This window comes from Micromonospora sp. HM5-17, from assembly GCF_003762835.1.
Taxonomy (GTDB): domain Bacteria; phylum Actinomycetota; class Actinomycetes; order Mycobacteriales; family Micromonosporaceae; genus Plantactinospora.
The window spans coordinates 445620-467766 of record NZ_RJWA01000005.1 but is presented as its reverse complement, the minus strand read 5'-3'; the positions used below and the strand labels follow the sequence as shown (position 1 = coordinate 467766).

The following is a 22147-nucleotide window of genomic DNA, read 5'->3' as shown; positions in this document are numbered from 1 at the left end:
GCGGGGGTGACCGGGCGGCAGGGCTGGACGGATTTCGCCGACTACGGCCGACCCCGCCGGGTCTCGGGCGGGCTGCGGGCACGCAGCACCCGGGGCGCCATCGGACAGTCCTGGTGGTCACGCCGCTTCGTCGACGTCCTCGAATCGTTCGCGCTCGGCAGCCGGCTCACCCGGGGCCGGTCGTACGCCCGGGCGGGGCAGGTCATCTCCCTCGACGTGGCACCCGGCGAGGTGACCGCCGTCGTGCAGGGCTCCCGGCCGGAGCCGTACCGGGTGTCGATCCGGTTTCGGCCGTTCGGGGAACGGGTCTGGGTTCGGGTCGAACGGCTGCTCGCCGCGCAGGCGTTGTACAGCGCCCGGCTGCTGGCCGGTGACGTACCGCCCGAGCTGGAGCAGGTCTTCGCCGAGGCGGGCGCGCCGTTGTTTCCCCGCTCGATCGACGAGCTCACGCAGCGGTGCACCTGCCCCGACGTCGCCGTGCCGTGCAAGCACCTGGCGGCCGCCTTCTACCTGTTGGCCGAGGCGTTCGACGCGGATCCGTTCCAGCTGCTGCACTGGCGGGGCCGCGACCGGGCGCGCCTGCTCGCCCGCCTTCGGACGCTGCGCGGCGCCGACGCCGGGCGCCCCGCCGCTGTCGCACACGGCGGCGACGGGTACGGCGACGATGCGGGGGAGGATCCGGCGCCGGGCGCGCCCACCCGGGGCGGCCGTCGGTCGGGCCGTCGTCGCGGCACCGCCGGTCGGGCCCGGGTCGGGGCACAGCCCGACGATCGTTCGGAGGTGGCGGTCCCGGAGCCGCCGCCGGTCGGCGCCGAGGTGGCCCTGGCCGACCTGCCCGCCGCGTCCCTGGCCGAGGTGGTCGACCGGTTCTGGCTCACCCCGGTTCCGCTGCCGTCCCGCGCGCCGGTGTTGGCAACGGAACCGGGTCTGGTGTTGCGGCAGCTCGGGGCACCGGACGCGGCGATCGGCGGACCCGGCCTGGTCGAACGGCTCGGCCGGGCCTACGCGCGGTTCGGCGCCGCCACGGACTGACCCGGCCCCGACCACCGGCCACGCCCGACGGCGGTCACCACCGGTGCCGCCGGGCCTGCCACATCAGCAGGGTGGCCGCGACCAGGACCGCCGGCGCCAGCGTCACGGCCAACCAGCCGCCGACGACGACCAGGGCCGGTACGGCCGCCCAGAGCACGAACGTCAACACGAGTATCAGCCGGGCGCGGCGCAGTCTGGCCCGGTCGCCCAGGCGGGCAACGAACTCCGGATCGGTTACGCGAAGGTGGTGCGTGATCTCGTCGAAGCGGCGCTGATCCTCTTTGCTGAGCATGGCGAGGGCCCCTTCCTCAGGCGTCAACCAGTCCGGTCCGGGAGTACCCGGTCCCGGGCCGCTCTCACGCTTCTCCCGCTTCTCCCGCTCCCACCGCGAAGGCGGCGAAGCGGGCACGACGGCCAGAAGGTGCGGCGGCCCCCGGACGGCGTGGAGCGGCCCTGCCTACGCGGGCGGGGTCAGCTGCCGCGGCGGGGAGTGGGAAGGCGGGAGGGGGACGACGGGGCCGGGAACGTCGGAGTGAGCGCGTCCAGGGCATCCAGCAGGATGTCCTGGACCCGGTGCGGGTCCGGCAGCCGCCAGCGGCTCTCCTCCGGCGAGTGCACCCAGCGGACCGTTCCCTCCGGCAGCCGGGTCGGCGGCGCCGGGATCCACGAGCCGGCGCCGTGCCGGATGACGTACAGCGACTCGTCGAGTTCCGGCCGGAGTGTCTCGCCGGGACTGACCAGGAACATCCAGCGCCCACCCGGGGTGGCCGCGATCGGACCGACGACCCCGGCGGCGCCCCGGCCGGGTCGGGACCGGACCTCGTCGAGCGCGTACCGGCCGAGGTAGGCGGGGACCTCCAGCACGTCGAAGGCGCGCCCGGTGGCGAGCAGGATCGCATGTGGACGGAGCCGCCACCAGCTCGCCACCCGGGCCGGATCCGCGCTGGCCTGCTGTTCCCACTGTTCCAGCGCGGGGTGGCAGCCGGTCGTCGGGCAGCCGGCCCGGCCGCAGACGAAGCGGTGCCGGGCCAGGCAGGCACCGGGGGTGACGGGCCAGCCGTGGCTGGCGTAACGGACCGCGACCCGCCGCAGCCGAACCCGGTCGAGTTGGCTGAGACGGACGGTAGGCGGGCGGACTCTGCCCCACATTGCTACGAACCCCCTAATTCGACGATCTCAACCAGTACGGGGGTCGAAGCCCGTCACTGGCACCTATCGCGGTCGTTTGTCCGGTCATACAGCCGCACGTTGCATCGAAAACTACGAGCGGCCGGGTATGGGGCGACGTACATGCTGTGCGACCCACATCGCCGGGAGCAGCGCCGATGCAGCCGGTGCGGGCGTCCGGGAAAGGACGGTCCGACGAGGAGGAAGGGGAGCGAAGGTGGACGAGCTGCCGATCGGTCGTCGCGTCGCCTACTGGCGCAGTCGCCGAAAGATGTCGCAGCAGGTCTTCGCCGATCGGCTCGGGAAGTCGAAGAGCTGGGTCGACAAGATCGAGCGGGGAGTACGCCGCCTCGACAAGTTCTCCGTCCTGTACGAGATCGCCGACGTCCTCCAACTCGATGCCCAACTGCTGCTCGGCAAGGCGCCGGCTCGCCGGACCGACGCCCTCAGCTGCATCGACGAGGTCGAGGTGGAGGCGATCCGGTCGGCGCTGGAGCGGTACGACTCGATGACCTCGTTCTTCGTCGCCAGCCCCGAGCCACCCTCCCTGGCCGAGGTGGCCAAGTCCGTCAGCCACGCCTGGCTGACCTACCAGTACGCCCGCTACGGTGTGCTGACCCGGGCGCTGCCGAAGCTGCTGCGGGACGCGCAGGCGCTGGACAGCACGGCCAGTGGCGACGATGCCCCGCGCGCCGCCCACCTGCTCGGGCAGGTGTACCAGATCGCCTCCTCGGCGCTGCGCAAACTCGGCGAGTACGAGCTGGCCTGGCTCGCCGCCGACCGGTCGATGGCGGTGGCCCAGCGGGCCGAGGATCCCCTGCTCGCCGGGGTGGCGACGTACCGGGTCGGCAACGCGCTGCTGGCCCTCGGCCGGGCTCGGGCGGCCCTGGAGGTCAACGTCAGCTTCGCCAACCGGATCGCCCCGGGCGGCAGCAACGACGCCAGCGACGAACGGCTCTCGGTGTACGGGATGCTGCTGTTACAGGGAGCGATGGCGGCGGCCCGGATGGGCGACAACACCACCGTCCGGGATCTGGTCAACGGTGCGGCGGAGGCGGCGGAGCGGCTCGGCCGCGACGACAACTGCTACTGGACCTGCTTCGGCCCGACCAACCTGGAGCTGCACCGGGCCGCGGCAGCGGTGGAGCTGGGTGAGGGCCGGTACGCGGTGGAGACCCACGAGCGGCGCATCCTGGGGCGGGAGGGCTTCAACGCGCTGCTGCCGGAGCGGCGCGCCCACCACATGCTGGACCTGGCCCGCGGGTTCGCCCAGATCGGCGCCCTCGACAAGGCGGGCGAGGCGCTGGTGGAGGGGGACCGGCTCGCCCCCTCCGAGATCCGGTGCCGTCCGATCGCCCACGAGGTGATGTCGAACGTGCTGCGTCGCACACGGGGTGCGCCGCCCGCGCCGATTGCGGAGTTGGCTGAGCACATGGGAGTAGGAGTGTGACCGCGCGGCGGCAGGCGGGTCCGGTGCCGGCGGAGTCGATCGGGTCCCGGGTCCTGTACGTCATCGCCTGCGGCTCGCCGGTGACCCGGCACGTCGGGCGGCTGGTGGGCCACGCGCAGCGCGACGGCTGGGACGTCTGCGTGGTGCTGACCCCGGACGGGACGAGGTTCGCCGACGTACCGGCCCTGGCCCGGCAGACGGGCCACCCGGTCCGCTCGACGTACAAGAACCCCGGCGATCCGGACGTGCTGCCGGAGGCCAACGCGATGATCGTTGCTCCGGCGACGGTGAACACCATCAACAAGTGGGCCGCGGGGATCGCCGACACGCTCGCCCTCGGCCTCCTGGTGGAGGGGTTGGGCAAGGGCCTGCCGATCGTGGCGATGCCGTTCACCAACTCGGCGATGGCCGCGCACCCGGCGTTCCTGGAGAGCATCGCCCGGCTTCGGGACTGGAACGTCACGGTGCTCTTCGGTGACCACGTCATGCCCCTGCACGCTCCGGGCACCGGGGAGCGGTACCTGGACCGTTTCCCGTGGGAGATGGCGGCGGCGGCGCTGCGGAGCCGGTTCTCGGTCAGCGGCCAGCTCGGCTGAGCGGATCGGTCGGCGGGGCGGCGTGGTCCTGGCGCGCCGACGGGAGCGGCCGGCACCGCGGATCACCCACGGTCGCCGGTAAGCTGGGCCGCCGTGGGGGCATCCGGATCTCCGACGGCCAGCGTGGCCGACGTCGTGGCGGTGCTGGACGCGCGCTACCCGCCGTCCTGGGCGGAGGGGTGGGACCGGGTGGGTCTGGTGGTCGGTGAGCCCGCCGCCCCGGTCCGCCGGGTCCACTGCGTGGTCGACGTGGTCCCGGAGACCGTCGCCGAGGCGCTCGACCACGGCGCCGACCTGATCGTCGCGCACCATCCGCTGCTGCTGCGGGGCGTGTCGTCGGTGGCGGCGACGACGTACAAGGGACGGATCGTGCACCGGTTGATCCGTAACGACGTCGCCCTCTACGTCGCGCACACCAACGCCGACGTCGCCGACCCCGGGGTCTCGGATGCCCTGGCGGCCCGGCTCGGACTGACCGACCTGCGCCCGCTGCGTCCGGCCGCCCCGGACAGCCCCGCCGCCGGTCAGGGACGGGGCATCGGGCGGGTCGGGCGGCTGCCGACCCCGATGACCCTGGACGAGCTGACCGCGTACGCCGCCCGGGCCCTGCCGCCGACCGCCTGGGGGGTGCGCGCGGCCGGCGACCCCGCCCGGGTGATCCGGACGGTGGCGGTCAGTGGCGGCTCCGGCGACGCGTACCTGGCGGACGCCCGGCGGGTCGGGGCCGACGCCTTCCTCACCGCCGACCTGCGCCACCATCCGGCCAGCGAGTACGTCGCCGAGGACGGGCCGGCGCTGCTGGATGCGGCGCACTGGGCGACCGAGCGTCCCTGGCTGGACGACGTCGCCGACTACCTGCGTGCCAAGCTTCCCGTGGAGGCGGTCGTCTCCGACCTGGACACCGACCCGTGGACGCTGCACGCTTCGTCCCCCGCCTCCGCCGTGGACAAGGAGCCCCGCCCATGAAGGCCGACCCGAAGGACCAGCGCCGTCTGCTCGACCTGCAGGCGATCGACACCGGGCTCGCCCAGCTCGCGCACCGGCGCCGTACCCTGCCCGAGTACGCCGAGCTGGAGTCGCTGGCGCGGGAGCTCTCCGCGCTGGAGGACGAGCGGATTCGGGCCCAGGTCGCGGTCGACGACCTGGACCGCGACATCAGCCGCCTGGAGCGGGACGTCGAGCAGGTCCGGCTCCGCAAGGAGCGGGACGAGGCGCGGCTGACCGCGGGCAGCGGGCCGGCCCGGGAGCTGGAGGCGTTGCAGCACGAGCTGGTCTCGCTCAACCGGCGGCAGTCCGAGCTGGAGGACGCCCAGCTGGAGCTGATGGAGCAGCGGGAGACCGCGCAGGGGGTTCTCGACGGGATCCAGGAGCGGATCGCCGCCGCGCGGCAGCGGCGTGCCGAGGCCGAGGAACGCCGGGACCGGGCGCTGGCCGAGATCGCCAAGGAGGAGGAGTTCAAGACCCGGGCGCGACAGCCGCTCGCCGCCGACCTGCCGGCCGACCTGGTGGCGCTCTACGACCGGATCCGGGAGGCGTCCGGCGGGTTGGGCGCGGCGCTGCTCACCGGCGGCCGGTGCGGCGGTTGCCGGCTGGAGCTGTCCGGGGCGGACCGGGCCCGGATCAGGGCGGCCGCCCCGGACGAGGTGGTGCGCTGCGAGGAGTGTCGGCGGATCATGGTCCGTACCGCCGAGTCGGGGCTGTGACGGGGCCGGTGCCCGGTCGGGCCGGGGGAGCGGCGGTGCCGGGTCGGAGGGTCGTGGTCGAGGCCGACGGCGGGGCGCGGGGCAATCCCGGCCCGGCCGGGTACGGCGCGGTGGTCCGGGACGCCGAGACCGGCGAGGTGCTGGCGGAGCGCTCGGAGTCGATCGGGGTCGCCACCAACAACGTCGCGGAGTACCGGGGTCTGATCGCCGGCCTGGAGGCCGCCCGCGAGGCGGGGGCGGCCGAGGTCGAGGTGCGGATGGACTCCAGGCTGGTCGTCGAACAGATGGCGGGACGCTGGCAGATCAAGCACGCCGGGCTTCGGCCGCTCGCCGCGCAGGCGGCCGGGCTGGTCCGCCGGTTCGACGCGGTGACGTACACCTGGGTGCCGCGAGAGCGGAACCGGCACGCCGACGCCCTGGCGAACGCGGCGATGGACCTGGCGGCCGGCACGGCCCCGGAGAGCGAGGCGACGGCCGCGGCGGCCGAGCGGGCGGCGGCCTCCGCCACGGCGCGGGGCGCGGCGACGACCGGCGCGGCGGGTGCCGAGGCGACCGGTCGGGCCCGGGCGCACGGGGTCGCGGCCCAGGGTTCCACCGCGCGGAGCTCCTGGGAGCCGCGTCCGGCCGAGACCGCGACCCGGCTGCTGCTGCTCCGGCACGGCGAGACCGCCTACACCGAACAGCGCCGGTACTCCGGCCGGGGCGACGTGCCCCTCTCCGACCGCGGTCTGGCCCAGGCGAGGGCGGCGGCCCTTCGGGTGGCCGGGCTGGCCGCGTCGGTCGCGGCCGTGGTCAGCTCGCCGTTGTCCCGGTGTACGGCGACCGCCGGGGTCGTCGCGGAGGGGCTCGGCGGCGTGCCGGTGACGGTCGAGCCGGACCTCGTCGAGTGCGACTTCGGCGAGTGGGAGGGGCGGACCTTCGCCGAGGTACGCGAACGATGGCCCGCCGAGATGGACGCCTGGCTCGCCTCCACCGAGGTGGCCCCGCCGGGTGGCGAGTCGTTCGCCGAGGTCGCGGTCCGGGTCCGCCGGGCGATGGCCGCGCTGCTCGCCGCGTACCCCGGGGAGACGGTGGTGGTGGTCTCGCACGTCTCGCCGTTGAAGATCGCGCTGCGGGAGGCCCTCGCCGCGACCGACGCCTTCCTGCACCGGCTGTACCTCGATCCGGCCGGGCTCTCCGTGCTCGACGTCTGGCCGGACGGCGGGATGGCGGTGCGGTCGGTCAACGACACCGCCCACCTGGGGGGAATCTGACCCGCCCCGGGCCGCTCCGTCCGCCTCAGTCGCGGCCGAGGAAGGTGAGGACGGCCGTGCGGAACCTGCCCGCATCGTCGATCCACGGGTGGTGGCCGGCGCCGTCCTGGACCGTGACCTCGGCGCGCGGGAAGAGCGCGGCGAGCTGCCCGGCGGCCGCCGGGGTCGGGGCGGGGTCCAGCTCCCCGGCGAGGATCAGGACGGGGACGTCGAGCGCGGCCAGCCCGGCCCGGACGGCGGCGACGTCCGGGTCGAAGCCGGCGTAGTAGCCGGTGGCGGCCGCCTCGGCCAGCTCCCACTGCTCGGCCTCGGCGTGTGCCCGGGCCCGTTCGTCCCAACGGCCGTACGAGAACGGCGTGGCGGCCGCGCGCAGCTCGCGTACCTCGGCGGGGTCGTCGCCCCGGGCGTTGGCCTCCTGCCAGGCGTCCAGCGCCGGCCTTGCCCGGGAATACCACCACTCGGTCGAGCGGGCTTCGACCGCCTCGGCGAAGCCGACCGTCTCGACGCCGACCGCGCGCAGCCCGGGCGTGACCAGCACCAGCCGGGCCAGGTGCTCCGGGAACCGGGCCGCGTACAGCTCGGCGAGGTTGCCGGCGGCGGAGTGGGCGAGCAGGTCCATCCGCTCCAGCCCGAGGTGCCGCCGGAACGCCTCGACGTCGTCCACCATCCGGTCGCACCGGTACGTCGCCGGGTCCTCCGGGACCGCCGACTCGCCGCTGCCCCGCAGGTCGAGGAGGAGCAGGGTCCGCTCTCTGCTCAGTCCGCCCAGGTCGCCGAGGTAGCTCGACGCGCGGGCCGGCCCACCGGGCAGGCAGACCAGCGGCGGCCCGGATCCGAGGACGTGGTACGCCAACTCCGTCGCGTCGTACGAGGGGAATCGGGGCACCGCGCCAGGATGGCAAACCCGGCTCGGGTCGATCAAGATGAATCGTGGTCTTTCGATGTTTTCACATGGGTAATCGTCTGCTGTGACGTGCTTTGTCGCGTTTCCGCCCGGAAGGGGTGATCACCGTTCGGCGCACCGGAGTCGCCGTTGGGCGCAACGATCAGGTCGCCGTGACGTGACGACCGGCACGTTGACCTAACCTCCGGCGTCACGACCTGCGGTTACCATCCCGCCTCGACTCCGCGTCGATCGTGGAGGTCTCCACCCGGGCGGCCGGCGTGTTGCGGGGCAGCTCCGGGACCGACCGGGCTGGGTGGGACGGCGACCCGGGTCACGACCCCGCGGCGACCGTAGCGAGGAGACGGCATGAGCGAACCGGGTACGGAGGCGGCGTCGACCGCGTCGACCTCCAGAGCCAAGGACCACAGCCCCTGGAACTGGCTGCTCTTCGTTCCGATCGTCGTGCCGCTGGTCACGCCGTTGTTCAACGCCGACTCACCCCGGCTGTTCAACTTCCCGCTCTTCTACTGGCTGCAACTGGCCTTCATCGCCCTTGGGGTGGGGACCACCACCCTCGTCTACCAGATGACCAAGAAGCGGAGGTGAGCCGCGGTGTGGCGGGACCATCTCACTGAGATCATCATCTTCACACTGCTGTTCCTCCTGGTCAGCGCGATGGGCTTCGTCGCCGCCCGCTGGCGGGCGCCGAAGGACATGGAGCATCTCGACGAGTGGGGGCTCGGCGGGCGTAACTTCGGCGGCTGGATCACCTGGTTCCTGGTCGGTGGCGACCTCTACACCGCGTACACCTTCGTGGCGGTGCCGGCGCTGCTGTTCGGGGCCGGCGCGGCCGGGTTCTTCGCGGTGCCGTACACGGTCATCATCTATCCGATGGCCTTCCTGGTGCTGGTGCGGCTCTGGTCGGTCTCGCACCGGCACGGCTTCGTCACCCCGGCCGACTTCGTCCGTCGACGGTTCGACTCGCCGACCCTGGCGCTGCTCGTCGCCATCACCGGGATCGTCGCGACGATGCCGTACATCGCGCTGCAACTCGTCGGGATCGAGGCGGTGCTGAAGACGATGGGGGTCACCGGGGAGAGCCCGCTGGCCCGACACCTGCCGATCATCGTCGCCTTCGCCATCCTGGCCGCCTACACCTACCAGTCGGGGCTGCGCGCTCCGGCGCTGATCGCCTTCGTCAAGGACTCGCTGATCTACATCGTGATCCTGGTGGCGGTCCTCTACCTGCCGTACAAGCTGGGTGGCTGGGGCGAGATCTTCGCCGCGGCGGACGCCAGGTTCGACGCCAGCCCGTCGCCCGGGGACGGCGTCCTGCTGAACCAGAACAACCAGCTGCAATACATCACGCTGGCGCTGGGCTCGGCACTGGCGCTCTTCCTCTACCCGCACAGCCTGACCGGCGTCCTGGCGGCCCGGAACCGCGACGTGATCAAGCGGAACATGTCGGCGCTGCCCGCGTACAGCCTGCTGCTCGGGCTGATCGCCCTGCTCGGCTACATGGCGATCGCGGCCGAGGTCACCCCGTTGCCCGGCGCGTCGGAGGGCACCGTCGACAACAACACCGTGGTGCCGCTGCTGTTCGACCAGCAGTTCCCGAGTTGGTTCGCCGGGGTCGCGTTCGCCGCGGTCGGCATCGGGGCGCTCGTGCCGGCCGCGATCATGTCGATCGCCGCCGCCAACCTCTTCACCCGCAACATCTACAAGGAGTACCTGCGCCGGGACGCCACTCCGGCCCAGGAGGCGAGCGTTTCCAAGGTCACGTCGCTGGTCGTGAAGATCGGGGCGGTCGCCTGCATCGTCTTCCTCGACCCGCAGTTCTCGATCGACCTGCAGCTCATCGGCGGCGTCATCATTCTCCAGACGCTGCCGGCCGTCGCGCTCGGCCTCTACACCCGCTGGTTCCACCGGGGCGCGCTGATCGCCGGCTGGGTCGCCGGGATGGGGCTCGGGATGTGGATGCTCTACCAGATCCCGAACCCGGCCACCGGTCGCGCCCACTTCGGTGGCTCCGCCTTCCCCCTGGAGAAGTTCGGCCTCGACACCCCGAAGACGATCTACGTCGGACTGGTCGCGGTCGCGGTCAACCTGCTGGTCGCCGCGATCGGCACGCTGGTGCTGCGGGCCGGCCGGGTCCCCGACGGTGTCGACGGCACCGAGCCCGACGACTACTTCGCCGACGAGGACGACCCGCGGTCGATCCCCGCGCCGCGGGAGGAGACCGAGGCCGCCGGGGCGGACACCGAACCCGCACCCAAGCTCTGAGCCGCTGCGGCGCGACGGCGGTCGCGCCGCAGCGCAGAGAGCGCGACGAGCAGGCCCGCGACCGTGAGCGCGGCGGCGACCGGGTAGATCGTCCGCGGGCCGGGCCCGTCGATGATCCGTCCACCGAGCCACCCGGCGAACGCGGCGGCGAGCTGGAAGCCGGAGGCGTTGACGGCGACGGCCAGGGTGGGGGCGGCCTGGGCAGTGGTCAGCACCCGGGTCTGCATGCCGGGGATGATGGCGAACGCCAGGACGCCGAGGACGAACCACAGCACGCCGGCGGACACCTGGTGGCCACTGGCCGGCCAGCCGACCGCGAGCACACCCGCCAGCACGGCCAACAGCATGGTGAGCGAGGGCATGAGGGTCTTGTCGGCCAGCCAGCCGCCCAGGAAGTTGCCGAGGACGGCGCCGGTGCCGTAGAGCAGCAGCAGCGCCGGTACCGCCTGGGCGGAGAATCCGCTGACGTCGGTGGCCAGCGGCGCCAGGAAGCTGAACACGGTGACGACGCCCAGGTTCCCCGCCGCGGTCAGGATGATGGCGAGAACGACGTCCTGCCGGGTGAACACCCGCAGCTCGCCGAGCAACGAGCCGACGACCGGTGCGGGCTGGTTGGGCATGGACACCAGCACCAGCACCAGGGCAGCGGCGGCGATCGCCGCGACCGTGGCGAAGGGTGCCCGCCAGCCGAGGTGCTGACCGATGACGGTGCCCAGGGGAGTCCCGGCGATGATCCCCAGGTTCATGCCGAGCGTCAACTTCGCCACCGTGGAGGCATGCCGACCCGGGGGGGCGGTGGATACGGCGGTGGCGATCGCGACGGCGAAGAAGGTGGCCACCACCAGGCCGGCGACGAAGCGCCCGGCCAGGAGCACCGGATAGGCGGGGGCGAGAGCCGACGCAACGTTTCCGGCGATGGACGTGACGACGAGCCCGACGACGAGCGGGCGGCGAGGCAGCCGCGCGGTCAGGGTCGTGACCACCGGCCCCCCGACGATCATGCCAAGGGCATACGCGCTGACCAGCAGCCCCGCCGCCGGGACCGGCACCGACAGGTCGTGCGCCACCTCCGGCAGGATCCCCGCGATGACGAACTCCCCCGTGGTGAGCCCGAAGACCACGAGCATGAGCGAGAAGACCAGAAGCGGCACGTCGACTCCATGTGTTTCGAGTTCAACTTATACGAGTTCAAGTTATTCGAGTCATAACTATAATCACTCGAAGTGGTCTCGGTAAACTGGAGGAATGGCTGAACAGCCCGATGCCGCGACAGACCAGCAACTCGACCGCGAGGTGTGCAGGCTGGCCCACCGGTTCATCCAGCGGCTGGACAGCTACGTGCGCCGGGTCGCCGACGAACTCGGCCTGACTCCCACGCAGGTGGTGGCGCTGCGGGAACTCTCGGACCCGATCACCGCACGGGAGCTGGCCGTCCGGATGGTCTGCGAGGCGTCCAACGCCACGTTCGTCCTCGACCGGCTGGAACAGCAGGGACTCATCAAGCGGCAGCCCCACCCGACCGACCGGCGTGCGAAGCAGATCGTCCTCACCCCGGCGGGCGAACGCCGCCGGCGTGAGGTGCTGGAACGGCTGGACGCCCACTCACCGCTGACCGCCCTCAGCCGGGCAGAACAGGCCTCCCTGCGCGACCTGCTCCACGCCCTCGTCGCCTGAGGCGGCCGGCCCCGGCGGACGCCCGCACCCGGTCCGCCGCTGTCGCGGCGCCCGAGGGCCACCGCCTGGCCGGGCGGCACCCGAGGGTTGCTGGCCGGCGCCGCGGGCCGGGAGGTCCCCGGTCAGCCGAGCGCCCGGACGAGCAGGAGCAGGCCGACCGCCGTACCGAAGGTCACGATCACCGCCCGGAGCACGGTCGCTGGCATCCGGCGGACCAGCCAGGCGCCGGCGTACCCGCCGACGATGGTGGCGGGGGCGACCAGCGCGACCGCGGCCCAGTGGACCGGGCCGAACGCGGCGAAGGCCACCGTCGTGGTCAGGCCGACCACCGCGGAGAGCAGGTTCTTGATCGCGCTGATCCGGGCCAGTGTCTCGGTCAGCACCAGCGCCAGACCGGCGACCAGCATGACCCCCAGCGCGGCGCCGAAGTACCCGCCGTAGACGGCGCCGACCGTGACCATCGCCTGGACCGTCGTCGTCCGTGCCGCCGGACCGGTCGGCGCTGCCGGCGCCATCGTCGTCACCCCTCGCCTGCCGCCGATCTGCGTCCCCGGGCCGTCGGGCGTGGTCGGCGGCGTCACCGCGGCGCCGCGGGTCGCCGGACCCGCCCGGGTCGGCGAGCCCGAACGGCTGCCGCGCGGCCGGGTGACCAGGCGCCGCAGCCGCTCCTGGAAGGCGAGTGCGGCGGTCGCGCCCAGCACCAGGAACGGCACGACCACCTCGAAGGCGCGGGCCGGGGTGGCGAGCAGCAGGGCGCAACCGGCGGCGGTGCCGAGCACGGCGCCCGGAATCAACCGCACCAGCCAACGCCGCTCGGGCAGGTCGGCCCGGCTCGCCGCCACGCTCGCCAGGTAACCCGGGCAGACGGCGATCGAGTTGCTGACGTTGGCGACGACCGGTGGCAGCCCGACCGCGATCAGGGCGGGAAACGTGATCAGCGATCCTCCGCCGGCCACCGCGTTGACCGTTCCCGCGGCGACCCCGGCGGCGAGCACCAGCAGCACCTCGGGAAGCTCCATCGCCCGTGAGGTTAGTCGGCCGGTCGGGAGTGTCCCGCACCTACCCGGCCAGATGCCGGGGGGTGCCCACCCGATCAGACGCGATCCGGCCGCCGGTCGGGCCGTCCGTCAGGTCGGTGGATCGCTCTTCCGGATCTTCGTTACGATTGCCACGCGACGGACGAGCCGACCGGGCGGTCGCGTCGCCGGGCCCCGCGTCCGGCGCCGAGGAACGTCCGGACTCCACAGGGCAGGGTGGTTGCTAACGGCAACCCGGGGTGACCCGCGGGACAGTGCCACAGAAAACAGACCGCCGGAGCGGCCGGTACGAGCCCTCGGGCGCGGACTGTCCGGTTCCGGTAAGGGTGAAACGGTGGGGTAAGAGCCCACCAGCATCTCGGGTGACCGGGATGGCTCGGCAAACCCCACCCGGAGCAAGGCCAAGAAGGGCCGCCGCCGCAGGGCGACGGCCTGCGCAGGCGTTTGAGGGTGGCCCGCCCGAGCCTGCGGGTAGGCCGCTGGAGCCTGTCGGCAACGGCAGGCCGAGATGGATGACCGCCGCCGGCGCCACCGGCAACGGTGCGCGCCGGGCACAGAATCCGGCGTACAGGTCGACTCGTCCGTCGCCATCCGGGTCGAAGCGTTGATCAAGGATCTGACCTGGTCGTATGACCTGTCGTCGATGGCTGTTGTTGGTCAACTTGGGTTGGCATCTGACGGCCTGGCGACGGCCTGACGGCCTGGCGACGGCCTGACGGCCTGGCGACGGCCTGACGGCCTGGCGACGGCCTGACGGCCTGGCGACGGACGGTTTAGGAGTGCGCTGAATAACGGTTTGTGCTGTTAACCCGCGCCGGCGACGACGCGGAGCGGTCGGCGCTGTCAGAGCGCTATCCGGAGATGCCACTCAGCGTGGAGAAGCGGACGATCGTGCCGGCGACCCACCAGCCGCCGTCCGACATCGTGTCGGTCCGGCTTGGCGGAGGGGGGCAGGGAGTTTAGGCGGAAGGGGGAAGGCGATGTCTCTTCCGTCAGAGCTGCGGGCAGCGCTAGAGAACCTGCGCAAGACCCGCTCCGAGAGGCCGGCTGGTGACTACGATCCGGAATCGTATGCCGCCTGGCGAGACCGGATCGCGGATGCCCTGGAATCGCTGTCTACTGTTCTGCTGTATGACGAAGATCGTCGCAAAGCCATCGCTGAATCGATCGCGGCGCGCAGTGAGGCGGCGAAAATTCGTGCCGAACTGGATGGGCCAACCTGACCCTGTGGGTGGTTCAAGGGCCTGAGCCGGCCATCTGGATCTCAACGCTCGGCGTCGTCGGTACGCGGCCGAGCACCGGCGATGAACCTGTCGAGCGCCGGCCCGTGCAGCACGGCGCCGGGTACCGGATCGTGCAGGAGCCGTACCGCCAGGCGGGCCACGGGCAGTCGACGCGGACGCGTCGCCGCGGCCAGCACCACGTTGCCGTACCGGCGGCCGCGTAGCATCCGCCGGTCGGCGACGACACACACGTCGGCGAAGACCGCGCGCAGGGTGGCCGCCTGTACCCGGGTGAGGGCCAGGGGCGGCAGGTCCGTGACGTTGACCAGGTAGATGCCCTCCGGCCGTAGTAGCCGGGCGACCTCGGCGGCGAACGCCACGGTGGCCACGTGTGGCGGCATCTGGGCCGCCCGGTAGATGTCGGCGAGTACCAGGTCGTACGCGTCGGCGGGAGCGGCGGTGACCGCCTCCCGGGCATCGGCGACCTGTACGTCGACGCCGGCTGGTCGGGGCGGCAGGTCGCGCTCCACGAGTTCGACGACGGCCGGGTTCCGCTCGACGACCACCTGCGCCGAGCCGGGCCGGGTCGCGGCGACATAACGTGGCAGCGTCATTGCGCCGCCGCCCAGGTGCAGCACATCCAGGGGATCACCGGTCGGCGCGGCGAGGTCGGTCACGGCGGCCATTCGGCGGACGTACTCGAAGTGCAGGTACGTGGGATCGGCGAGATCGACGTACGACTGCTCGACGCCATCGGCCAGAAGCGTGCGACCGGTGGGTCGGGCCGGATCGACGGCCAGCTCGAGCCGGTCGTCGGATGCCCCCACGATCAGGCAGGCTAACCCACCACCCGGGCCGCACCCGCCCGAGCCGGCGGCGGAGGACGTGAGCGGCCGGAGGATGTGGGGGTGCGCGCCGGAGGTCGCCTGGACGCCGCGGCCGTCCGGCGCCGGCGCGCACCCGTCCCGCGTCCTCAGGGCACCTGGTACGGCTCGCCACAGACAACGGTCTGCGGACTTCCGGGCGGGTAGAGCCCGGTCGAGGTGGGTGGGTTGTCGTCGGTCGCCTCGGTGAAGCCGACGCAGAAGACCACCTTCCGCCCGGCCAGCGAGATGGTCGTGTGCTGGACGGACGCCGGATGGTCGGGCTCCACCTGGAGCGGCACCCGGACGCTGTCCGACCTCCTGGCACCCGGTTCGAGCACGGAGCCCCGGATCCGTACGGTGGGTTGGCGGGCGCCACCGCAGTCGCTGGTGTCTTCGGTCTGACAGGGGTGGATGATGCGTCGGGAGATCTCGATCACGCCGTCGTCCCGGACGCTGACCTCCACCGGCCCCCGCGACCAGCCGGGCTGTTGCGGATCGGTCCATCCCCCGTCGTAGACCACCATCGGCGCATCGGATCGGTTGGCCAGGGTGTACTCGACCGTGACGTCGCCGCCGGCGACGGCGGTCCGCACCGTCAGATCCAGATCCGGGTCGCCCGAGCAGGCGGACAGCGCCGCCGTGACGAGCAGCAGGCCGACGACACGACGCACTCTGGTCACCAACCGTCTCCCGGGTAGGTGGCGTAGGTGTCGCGTTCGCGCATGCCCATCTCGCGGCGCAGCCCGTTCTCGGTGTACTGGATCGGGTGATCGGGGTCGAGCCGGTCCGGCGTCGAGGGGTCGTCGTCGTGGTCGAAGGGGAGCCCGGTCGCCTGCCGTTCGGCCTTCTTGATGCCGTCGTCCGGCCCGCCGGCGATGGTGTCGCCGTCGAAGGTGTCGTTCCAGTAGTCGTACACGTGCCCGAGTTCGTGGTAGAGCACCACCGACGGTCGGCCGCGCTCGGAGTCGAAGGTGAAGGCGGGGTTGTACTGGATGACGGAGTCCGAGTTCACGAACTTGTGGCCCCGGCTGGCGTAGCCGTTCTCCTCGTTGAGCTCCTTGATGGTCAGCGTGTTCTCGCCGAACAGGAAGTTCGGGTCGCGCTTGTCCTCGAGGTTGGCCAGCATCTGTTGGCCGGTGGGTGAGGCCCGGTACATGTCGAGATCGGCCAGCACCCGTTCCCGGAACTCGTCGGAGCCCTCGATCTTGATGAACTGCGCCTTGTCGCTGATTTCGACCTTGACGTCCGAGGTCACACCGTCGACGGTGTCCTCGTCCTGCCGGTAGGCGGTGTCGCGGCCGCCACCTGCGTGGATGGTGTCCTTGCCATGCCCGCCGTAGTAGACGTCGTCGCCGGTGCCTCCGGCGAGTCGGTCGTTGCCACGGCCTCCGGACAGCACATCCTTGCCGCTGCCGCCGTGTAGCGAGTCGTTGCCCTTCGCGCCTTCGAGGTAGTCGTCGTCCTCGCCGCCGGAGAGCTGGTCGTCACCGCCCAGGCCGTACAGGGTGTCCTGGCCGGAACCACCGGACAGTACGTCGTTCCCGTCCTGGCCGTCGATGTAGTCGATGCCGGAGCCGCCGGAGATGTAGTCGCTGTTCCGGCCACCGTAGAGGTCGTCCGTTCCACGTCCTCCGAAGATCTTGTCGGCGCCGTCACCACCGCGGATGGTGTCGTCCCCCTCTCCGCCGAGCAGGGTCACGCGGACGTTGGAGCCCTTCGGGACCTCGATGGTGTCGTTGCCCTCACCGCCCCGGATGGTGATCGGGGTACCCGGCGGGTAGCGGTAGTCCGCACCATTGACGGTGACGATGACGTCGCCGGTCTTCGGGTCGACCCTGACCTTGACGTCGTCGTTCCCGGTACCGGTGTTCACGACCACCCGGCCGTCCACCATGATCACAGAAACGCCGTCCGTCGCCTCGGGTGGCAGCGTGAACGGGTCGCGGGTGCCGGCGGCGACCGCGCCCCAGTCGGCGGCGATGGCGTCCCAGCCCGACCTGTCGAAGCCGCTGAGCTTCTGGGCGAGCGCCTGCTCCAACTCCTTCCGCAGGGCTACGGCCTCGGCGATGGCACCGCTGATCAGCTTCTGCTCTTCCGCGCTGCGGGGATAGAACGTGCCGCCGACGTCGTGGAACTTCACCTTGTCGTACTCGGCGTCGAGCAACCCCTGGTAGCGCTGGAGCAGGTCGGCGATGCCCTCCAGGTGATCGGCCAGCTTGCCCGCGTTGCCCGGTAACGCGTCGATGCTGGAGAGCAGTTTGGTCCGGTGCTTCACAAAGCTGTCGCGGGCCGGGCCCGCCCACTGGGAGCCCACCAGCTTCTTGCCGCTCGCCTCGAGATCGTCACCCAGCGATGTGGCGGCCTTGCCGAACCGTCGCCACGCCGACGCCGCGCTCCGGATACGTCCCGGGTTCGCGTGCAACTGCCAGGTCGATTCGGCCGCCGTGATCGGCGGGAAACGCTCCTGGTCTTCCGGTGGTATCCCCATCGGTGGTCTCCCCCGTGGTCAGATCGGGATGTTGCGGTGCTTCTGCCGCATCCTGCGCTCGGCCGCCTCGTCTGCCTGCCGGTAGGCGAAGGCCACCCGGAGCAGGCTGTCGTTGTCCACCTCGAGTACGGTGACCAACCGCTCCACGGCCGTGCCCGCACTGCCCTCCACGCCGTGGTAGGCCGTGCTCTGCCGGTCGGCGTTCGCCACGTCGCCGAAGTCTGACGTGGACAGGACCGCGTCGGCCCGGACGGCGCGCAGCGCCGCCGCGAGCTCCTGTGAGCCGTCCAGACACGACTGTGCGACCCGCGCCAGCTCGACCGGATCGGCCCGTACCTCCGCACCCATGCCGGCACCCTACAACGTCGCCGCACCAGGCCCCACCGCGGTGACCGAGCGTGGCGGTCGAGCGACGGTCGGCTGGGCGATCCGAGTCATCCGCGCGGCCCTGCCGGTGACCGGCAACGTCGTACGACATCACCGGCCGGGTGATCGAGGTCGCCGGCATCGTTTCCCGGCTGACCGGACGGACCTGTGCCGCACCACCACGCTCACCGGATGGAGCGTCTGGGCGTCCCGGCTCGCGGAACCCGTGTACGACCTCGATCAGCCCGACAGTGTGGTCGTTGAACTCGTCCAGTTCCTCGGCGGGCGCCCACAGCTCAAGGATGGTGTCGCCTCGAGGAGGGCGTCGCCGTCGACCTGGCGGACCGGGTACCGGCCGGGAACCCCGACTCCACCTGGAACCGGGTCACGTAACCCACACCGTGACTGGGCACGTTCCAGTCCCGGGCGATCCTGACCGCGTAGTCCTCGCCCAGCACGGGATAGAAGATCGGCTGCTCGGGCGGCCGCGTCGGCCAGCGCCGCCACCCCGAGCCCGGACGAGATCCAACTCGTCAGGGCCGGTGGGACGCCAGCGCGTCGTGGTCCCGCCGGCGCCGCCCTGTTGCCCTCACTGATCGTTGCGACGGTGGGACCGAAGGGTACCCGCCGGCGCACCCCCGCACATCAGTGCCCGGACGTCGGGCTGTCGCGCGCTGCCATCATGGCGAGGTGTCGCGATGGCTGGATCGAACGGCAATGGCCCTGGGCGCCCTGTTGCTCGTGGGCGCATGCGTACTGCCCTGTGGGCCGATCGGCGACAAGGTCGGCGCCATGTTTCCGTACCAGGATCCGACTCCGGAGATGCTGCGCCGGCAGGCGGCGGAGGTCGCCGAGGCGCACCGCGTCCTGGTGACCCGGCTGTGGATCGCCGCCGGCGTCGCCGTGGCCGGGCTGGCCCTGCTCGCGTACGGCATCTGGCGTCGGTGGCGCCGATGATCGCGGCCTCGCCCGGCGCCGCTGATCGCGGCCTGGCCTGGCGCCGCTGATCGTGGCCCCGCCCGGTACCGGTGCCGTCCCGAGGCTGGCGTAACAGGTCGGCACGGCGCCGACGAACAGCAGCCCGAGCTGCAAAGTCGCTGGCCTGTCCGACCAGGGCTGCGGAAGTATCCCGGTGTGACGCTGCACCACAACGAACTCCCGATCGACGAGGCGCTGGTCCGGACCCTGCTGACGAAGCAGTGCCCGGAGTGGGCCGACCTGCCGTTGGCGCACGCCGGCTCGGGCACCGACAACACGATGTTTCGGCTCGGCGACGACCTGCTCGTACGACTGCCCCGCACCCCGGACAACGAGCCGTCGGTACGCAAGGAACAGAAGTGGCTTCCGCGCCTGGCGCCGCGGCTCACCCTCGCCGTCCCCGAGCCTGTCTTCGCCGGTACGCCCACCTTGGACTTCCCGCTCGCCTGGTCGGTCTACCGCTGGATCGAGGGCGCCCCACCGGGTCCGGAGACCGTCGAGGACTGGGCCGCCCTCGGCACCGACCTGGCGGCGTTCGTCCGGGAGCTGCACGGCCTGGACCTGATGGGCGCGACCCGGGCGGACGGGCTCGGCGGTTACCGCGGCGGCAGCCTGCGGTCATTCGACCGGTCGGTCAGCAGGTGCTTCCCGGAGTGCCGGGACACGGTCGGTGCCAGCCTCGACGTGGCGACCCTGGAACGGTTGTGGCGCGCCGCGCTCGATCTGCCGCCGCCGTCCGGACCCCACGTGTGGCTGCACAGCGACCTCAAGCCGACCAACCTGCTGGTGCGCGACGGTCGGCTGTGCGCGGTCATCGACTTCGGGGCACTCGCGATCGGCTTTCCCGACGCCGAACACGCCCCGGTCTGGGACCTGCCGGCGCCGGCCCGACAGGCGTACTGGAACAGCCTCGACCTCGACGACCTGACCTGGGCCCGGGCCCGTGCCTGGGCTATCGGTGTCGGCATTGTCGGACTTGCCTACTACTGGTCGACCTATCCCGCGTTTGTCGCCGAATGCCAGGCGCGGCTCCGGGCGATCCTCGACGACGCCGCCACCCGGTGAGCAGGCCGGCGAAGACCGCGCGAAGCGGTTAGGAAGGGGCCCTTCTTCTACCAAAAACGATAGGAAGGGGCCCTTCCTTACCGAGGGACGGGGGTGGGGGTCGGGGTGGGGTCCGCCGGGGGTGGGCAGGGCACCTCGAGCCGGGAGAAGTCGCCGCGCTCCTCGTCGATCGTCTGGCGGAAGCAGACCGACAGCTTGGTGCGGGTCAGCCCGGCCATGCCGGGCTGGGACATCTCGACGTGCACCCGGAGGAGCAGCCGGACCCCGGGTGAGCGGCGACGGTCGGTCCCGTCGACGCGTACCACGTCGACCCGGTCGTTACGGGCGGCGTCCTGGCCGAGTGCGGCGGCGTCGACGGCATTGCCGTGTACGAGTGCGTGACCGATCAGGGCGGCGCGGCGTACCGCTTCCTCGTGGGCCCGTTCCTCGATGGTCGGGGAGGTGAGGATGGTGAGCACGGTGTGCCCGGCCGCGCCGACGAGTAGCAGCAGAATGGCGAACACGACCAATGGCGGCACCTGGGGGAGCCGTCGTCTGTGACCCGCCTGTCGTATCGCACCCACACTGCGAATTGTGCTTCATTTCTGGTCGGCAAGTGCCCAGGTTGGGCTGATGGAGCCGGCTCGGGTGAGCGGTTCGAGGAGGTCGGGGCGGCCCGCTGGGCGACGCCGGGGCAAACTTTCTTCCCGAGCGTCCGGGGCACCGGTTGAACCGTCTTGCCCGACGCTCACAGCGGTGAATCCCTTGATGTAAAACGGCTTTTCGGCGTACCGCCGTACTTCACCGATTCCGTATCCGGGCTTATCGGATCGGGTCTATTGTGGAAGTCGCCCTGTCATTTTGCGTGAATCGGTAGCGCCTGGTCGGTTTGCGGTGCACAGTGTTGCCATGAGCGACAGCGGGAGTGGTACGCGGTACTTCTGGTGCGTCCGTCACCACCGGGCCGAGACCGACGCGGACGTGTGTGCCGCGCGGTACGTGCTCGGGCCGTACGCCTCCGTCGCCGACGCGGAGCAGGCGCTGGAGCGGGTACGCCAGCGCAACGAGGCGTGGGAGGCCGAGGACGCCCGCTGGACCGGGGAGGAGCGCTAGACCGGCGCGGCGCAGGCCCGCGTCGAGGAACTCCGTGGTGCTCCGCGAGGAGACCCCCGAGAGCATGTCCCGCAAGGAGGAACACAGATGGCCGAAGCAACCAGGGCCACCCGCTCGGTAGCCAGGAGCGCTGCCGGGAAGAAGGCGGTGGCGCGGAGCCGGACCGTGGGTGCCGCCAGGAGCGCCGCCGTCCGGGGAGGCGCGAGCGCGGCGGCGGCCCGCACGTCGGCGAAGAAGGCCCCGGGCACGCGTACGACAGCGACCGCGAAGAAGGCTCCGGCGAAGAAGGTGACGGCGAAGAAGACGACGGCCACCCGTGCACCGGCCAAGAAGGCGCCGGCGAAGCGGGCCACCGCTACCCGCGCGCCGGCGAAGAAGGCGACCGCGAAGAAGACGACCGCCACGCGTACCACCGCGGCGAGGGGCACCACGGCGGCGCGGAAGACAGCGGGGGCGGCGAAGCGGACCACGACGACGGCGAAGCGCACCACCACGACGGCGGCGCGGAAGACGGCGGCCGCGGCAGCCAAGAAGGTGGCCAAGAAGACCCCGCCGAAGAAGGTGCCGGCCACGCGCACGACGGCGGCGAAGCGGGCTCCCGCCAAGAAGGCTCCGGCGAAGAAGGCGCCCGCGAAGCGGACCACCGCGATGGCGAAGCGGACGACCGCCGGAACCACGCGCGCCCGGACGACCGCCGGGACCACGCGCGCCACGCAGGCCAAGAAGATCACCGCCCGGAAGGCGCCGGTCAAGCAGGCCGCGGCCCGCAAGACGACGGCGGCCGCCTCGGCGCGGAGGCCCGCGCGGCCCGGCGCCCGGACGATGCGGGGGTGAGTCGGCACCGGAACGCCCCGGGGGACAGGGGCGTTCCGGCCCGGCGCCGCGCCACCCGGACCGTCCGGCTCCTCGGTGGATCTCCGGTACGTCCCGGCGGGGCGCCGGCTCCACCGGGTACGTCGGCGGCACGGGTGACCGTCGGCGTCCGGCC

The 22147-nt window shown here is 72.2% G+C and carries 24 protein-coding genes, 1 other RNA gene and 1 pseudogene; 14 read left to right on the top strand and 12 right to left on the bottom strand.

Going from position 1 to position 22147, the window contains the following annotated elements; genetic code table 11:
* The first annotated feature begins 6 nt into the window (after positions 1–6).
* The gene (locus tag EF879_RS17690) at positions 7–1032 is read left to right on the top strand and encodes an SWIM zinc finger family protein (RefSeq protein WP_123559932.1); all 1026 of its coding nucleotides are present in this window, start codon (positions 7–9) and stop codon (positions 1030–1032) included.
* A gap of 34 nt (positions 1033–1066) precedes the next feature.
* On the opposite strand, the gene EF879_RS17685 is transcribed toward EF879_RS17690, so the two are convergent.
* The gene (locus EF879_RS17685) at positions 1067–1324 is read right to left on the bottom strand and encodes a DUF3040 domain-containing protein (protein ID WP_123559930.1); all 258 of its coding nucleotides are present in this window, start codon (positions 1322–1324) and stop codon (positions 1067–1069) included.
* A 179-nt stretch (positions 1325–1503) separates the two neighbouring features.
* The gene (locus EF879_RS17680) at positions 1504–2181 is read right to left on the bottom strand and encodes a bifunctional DNA primase/polymerase (protein WP_123559928.1); all 678 of its coding nucleotides are present in this window, start codon (positions 2179–2181) and stop codon (positions 1504–1506) included.
* A 235-nt stretch (positions 2182–2416) separates the two neighbouring features.
* On the opposite strand from EF879_RS17680, the gene EF879_RS17675 reads away from it, so the two are divergent.
* The 5 genes from EF879_RS17675 (at position 2417) to EF879_RS17655 (ending at position 7201) form a co-directional block, all read left to right on the top strand.
* The gene (locus tag EF879_RS17675; protein ID WP_123559926.1) at positions 2417–3649 is read left to right on the top strand and encodes a helix-turn-helix domain-containing protein; all 1233 of its coding nucleotides are present in this window, start codon (positions 2417–2419) and stop codon (positions 3647–3649) included.
* The gene (locus tag EF879_RS17670; protein ID WP_123559925.1) at positions 3646–4245 is read left to right on the top strand and encodes a flavoprotein; all 600 of its coding nucleotides are present in this window, start codon (positions 3646–3648) and stop codon (positions 4243–4245) included. The genes EF879_RS17675 and EF879_RS17670 overlap by 4 nt, the downstream gene beginning before the upstream one ends.
* Before the next feature lie 93 nt (positions 4246–4338).
* A complete protein-coding gene (locus tag EF879_RS17665; RefSeq protein WP_123559923.1) occupies positions 4339–5211 on the top strand; it encodes a Nif3-like dinuclear metal center hexameric protein in 873 nt (290 codons plus the stop codon).
* Positions 5208–5948 (top strand): zinc ribbon domain-containing protein, encoded by a 741-nt coding sequence (locus EF879_RS17660; RefSeq protein WP_123559921.1) that lies wholly within the window; start codon positions 5208–5210, stop codon positions 5946–5948. Before EF879_RS17665 ends, EF879_RS17660 begins: the two co-directional genes overlap by 4 nt.
* Positions 5949–5983: 35 nt before the next feature.
* Positions 5984–7201 carry a bifunctional RNase H/acid phosphatase gene (locus EF879_RS17655; protein ID WP_123560054.1) on the top strand — a complete coding sequence of 406 codons (1218 nt, stop codon included), beginning with the start codon at positions 5984–5986 and terminating at the stop codon, positions 7199–7201.
* 25 nt (positions 7202–7226) lie between these two features.
* Here the strand turns inward: EF879_RS17655 and EF879_RS17650 are convergent, their stop codons facing one another.
* Positions 7227–8087 (bottom strand): alpha/beta fold hydrolase, encoded by an 861-nt coding sequence (locus EF879_RS17650; RefSeq protein WP_123559919.1) that lies wholly within the window; start codon positions 8085–8087, stop codon positions 7227–7229.
* Between the two features lie 366 nt (positions 8088–8453).
* On the opposite strand from EF879_RS17650, the gene EF879_RS17645 reads away from it, so the two are divergent.
* On the top strand, positions 8454–8693 hold the full coding sequence (locus EF879_RS17645; RefSeq protein ID WP_123559917.1) for a DUF3311 domain-containing protein: 240 nt from the start codon (positions 8454–8456) through the stop codon (positions 8691–8693).
* Positions 8694–8699: 6 nt separating this feature from the next.
* The gene (gene mctP / locus EF879_RS17640) at positions 8700–10370 is read left to right on the top strand and encodes a monocarboxylate uptake permease MctP (protein ID WP_123559915.1); all 1671 of its coding nucleotides are present in this window, start codon (positions 8700–8702) and stop codon (positions 10368–10370) included.
* On the opposite strand, the gene EF879_RS17635 is transcribed toward mctP, so the two are convergent.
* The gene (locus tag EF879_RS17635; RefSeq protein WP_233604538.1) at positions 10274–11521 is read right to left on the bottom strand and encodes an MFS transporter; all 1248 of its coding nucleotides are present in this window, start codon (positions 11519–11521) and stop codon (positions 10274–10276) included. The genes mctP and EF879_RS17635 overlap by 97 nt on opposite strands.
* Before the next feature lie 94 nt (positions 11522–11615).
* Here EF879_RS17635 and EF879_RS17630 point away from each other — a divergent pair, with 94 nt between their 5' ends.
* Entirely contained in the window at positions 11616–12044 is a 429-nt protein-coding gene (locus EF879_RS17630; protein ID WP_123559913.1) for a MarR family winged helix-turn-helix transcriptional regulator, read from the top strand.
* Between the two features lie 122 nt (positions 12045–12166).
* Here the strand turns inward: EF879_RS17630 and EF879_RS17625 are convergent, their stop codons facing one another.
* Positions 12167–13063 carry a sulfite exporter TauE/SafE family protein gene (locus tag EF879_RS17625; protein WP_123559911.1) on the bottom strand — a complete coding sequence of 299 codons (897 nt, stop codon included), beginning with the start codon at positions 13061–13063 and terminating at the stop codon, positions 12167–12169.
* A gap of 161 nt (positions 13064–13224) precedes the next feature.
* On the opposite strand from EF879_RS17625, the gene rnpB reads away from it, so the two are divergent.
* Together rnpB and EF879_RS27015 are read left to right on the top strand one after the other, a co-directional pair.
* Positions 13225–13665, top strand: an RNA gene (gene rnpB, locus EF879_RS17620) — RNase P RNA component class A.
* 396 nt (positions 13666–14061) lie between these two features.
* Entirely contained in the window at positions 14062–14304 is a 243-nt protein-coding gene (locus tag EF879_RS27015) for a hypothetical protein (RefSeq protein ID WP_148086473.1), read from the top strand.
* A 41-nt stretch (positions 14305–14345) separates the two neighbouring features.
* Here the strand turns inward: EF879_RS27015 and EF879_RS17615 are convergent, their stop codons facing one another.
* From EF879_RS17615 to EF879_RS28225, 5 genes and pseudogenes are all read right to left on the bottom strand, one after another.
* Complete coding sequence (locus EF879_RS17615; RefSeq protein WP_123559909.1) at positions 14346–15131, bottom strand: spermidine synthase; 786 nt, start codon at positions 15129–15131, stop codon at positions 14346–14348.
* 146 nt (positions 15132–15277) lie between these two features.
* Positions 15278–15850: a hypothetical protein gene (locus EF879_RS17610; protein WP_148086472.1), complete on the bottom strand. Its 573-nt coding sequence runs from the start codon at positions 15848–15850 to the stop codon at positions 15278–15280.
* The gene (locus tag EF879_RS17605) at positions 15847–17658 is read right to left on the bottom strand and encodes a M91 family zinc metallopeptidase (protein WP_123559905.1); all 1812 of its coding nucleotides are present in this window, start codon (positions 17656–17658) and stop codon (positions 15847–15849) included. The genes EF879_RS17610 and EF879_RS17605 overlap by 4 nt, the downstream gene beginning before the upstream one ends.
* An 18-nt stretch (positions 17659–17676) precedes the next feature.
* Entirely contained in the window at positions 17677–18006 is a 330-nt protein-coding gene (locus EF879_RS27295) for a hypothetical protein (RefSeq protein ID WP_158624196.1), read from the bottom strand.
* Positions 18007–18232: 226 nt separating this feature from the next.
* Positions 18233–18553: pseudogene (locus EF879_RS28225) on the bottom strand (hypothetical protein); the annotation flags it as partial.
* A gap of 161 nt (positions 18554–18714) precedes the next feature.
* Here EF879_RS28225 and EF879_RS17595 point away from each other — a divergent pair.
* Both EF879_RS17595 and EF879_RS17590 read left to right on the top strand, forming a co-directional pair.
* On the top strand, positions 18715–18981 hold the full coding sequence (locus EF879_RS17595) for a hypothetical protein (protein ID WP_148086471.1): 267 nt from the start codon (positions 18715–18717) through the stop codon (positions 18979–18981).
* Positions 18982–19158: 177 nt separating this feature from the next.
* Positions 19159–20067 (top strand): aminoglycoside phosphotransferase family protein, encoded by a 909-nt coding sequence (locus EF879_RS17590; protein ID WP_123559901.1) that lies wholly within the window; start codon positions 19159–19161, stop codon positions 20065–20067.
* Positions 20068–20144: 77 nt separating this feature from the next.
* Here EF879_RS17590 and EF879_RS17585 read toward each other — a convergent pair whose 3' ends face one another.
* Positions 20145–20576 (bottom strand): hypothetical protein, encoded by a 432-nt coding sequence (locus EF879_RS17585; protein ID WP_148086470.1) that lies wholly within the window; start codon positions 20574–20576, stop codon positions 20145–20147.
* Between the two features lie 379 nt (positions 20577–20955).
* Here EF879_RS17585 and EF879_RS17580 point away from each other — a divergent pair, with 379 nt between their 5' ends.
* Positions 20956–21159: a hypothetical protein gene (locus EF879_RS17580; RefSeq protein WP_123559897.1), complete on the top strand. Its 204-nt coding sequence runs from the start codon at positions 20956–20958 to the stop codon at positions 21157–21159.
* Here EF879_RS17580 and EF879_RS27290 read toward each other — a convergent pair.
* The gene (locus EF879_RS27290; protein ID WP_158624195.1) at positions 21156–22001 is read right to left on the bottom strand and encodes a hypothetical protein; all 846 of its coding nucleotides are present in this window, start codon (positions 21999–22001) and stop codon (positions 21156–21158) included. The genes EF879_RS17580 and EF879_RS27290 overlap by 4 nt on opposite strands.
* Between the last annotated feature and the right edge of the window lie 146 nt (positions 22002–22147).

Excerpts from the sequence above, each read along its gene's own strand:
- EF879_RS17685 (WP_123559930.1), bottom strand. The coding sequence starts at position 1,324 with ATGCTCAGCAAAGAGGATCAGCGCCGCTTCGACGAGATCACGCACCAC.
- EF879_RS17630 (WP_123559913.1), top strand. The coding sequence starts at position 11,616 with ATGGCTGAACAGCCCGATGCCGCGACAGACCAGCAACTCGACCGCGAG.
- EF879_RS17605 (WP_123559905.1), bottom strand. The coding sequence starts at position 17,658 with ATGGGGATACCACCGGAAGACCAGGAGCGTTTCCCGCCGATCACGGCG.
- EF879_RS17660 (WP_123559921.1), top strand. The coding sequence starts at position 5,208 with ATGAAGGCCGACCCGAAGGACCAGCGCCGTCTGCTCGACCTGCAGGCG.
- EF879_RS17645 (WP_123559917.1), top strand. The coding sequence starts at position 8,454 with ATGAGCGAACCGGGTACGGAGGCGGCGTCGACCGCGTCGACCTCCAGA.
- EF879_RS27295 (WP_158624196.1), bottom strand. The coding sequence starts at position 18,006 with ATGGGTGCGGAGGTACGGGCCGATCCGGTCGAGCTGGCGCGGGTCGCA.
- EF879_RS27015 (WP_148086473.1), top strand. The coding sequence starts at position 14,062 with ATGTCTCTTCCGTCAGAGCTGCGGGCAGCGCTAGAGAACCTGCGCAAG.
- EF879_RS17680 (WP_123559928.1), bottom strand. The coding sequence starts at position 2,181 with ATGTGGGGCAGAGTCCGCCCGCCTACCGTCCGTCTCAGCCAACTCGAC.
- EF879_RS17580 (WP_123559897.1), top strand. The coding sequence starts at position 20,956 with ATGAGCGACAGCGGGAGTGGTACGCGGTACTTCTGGTGCGTCCGTCAC.
- EF879_RS17625 (WP_123559911.1), bottom strand. The coding sequence starts at position 13,063 with ATGGAGCTTCCCGAGGTGCTGCTGGTGCTCGCCGCCGGGGTCGCCGCG.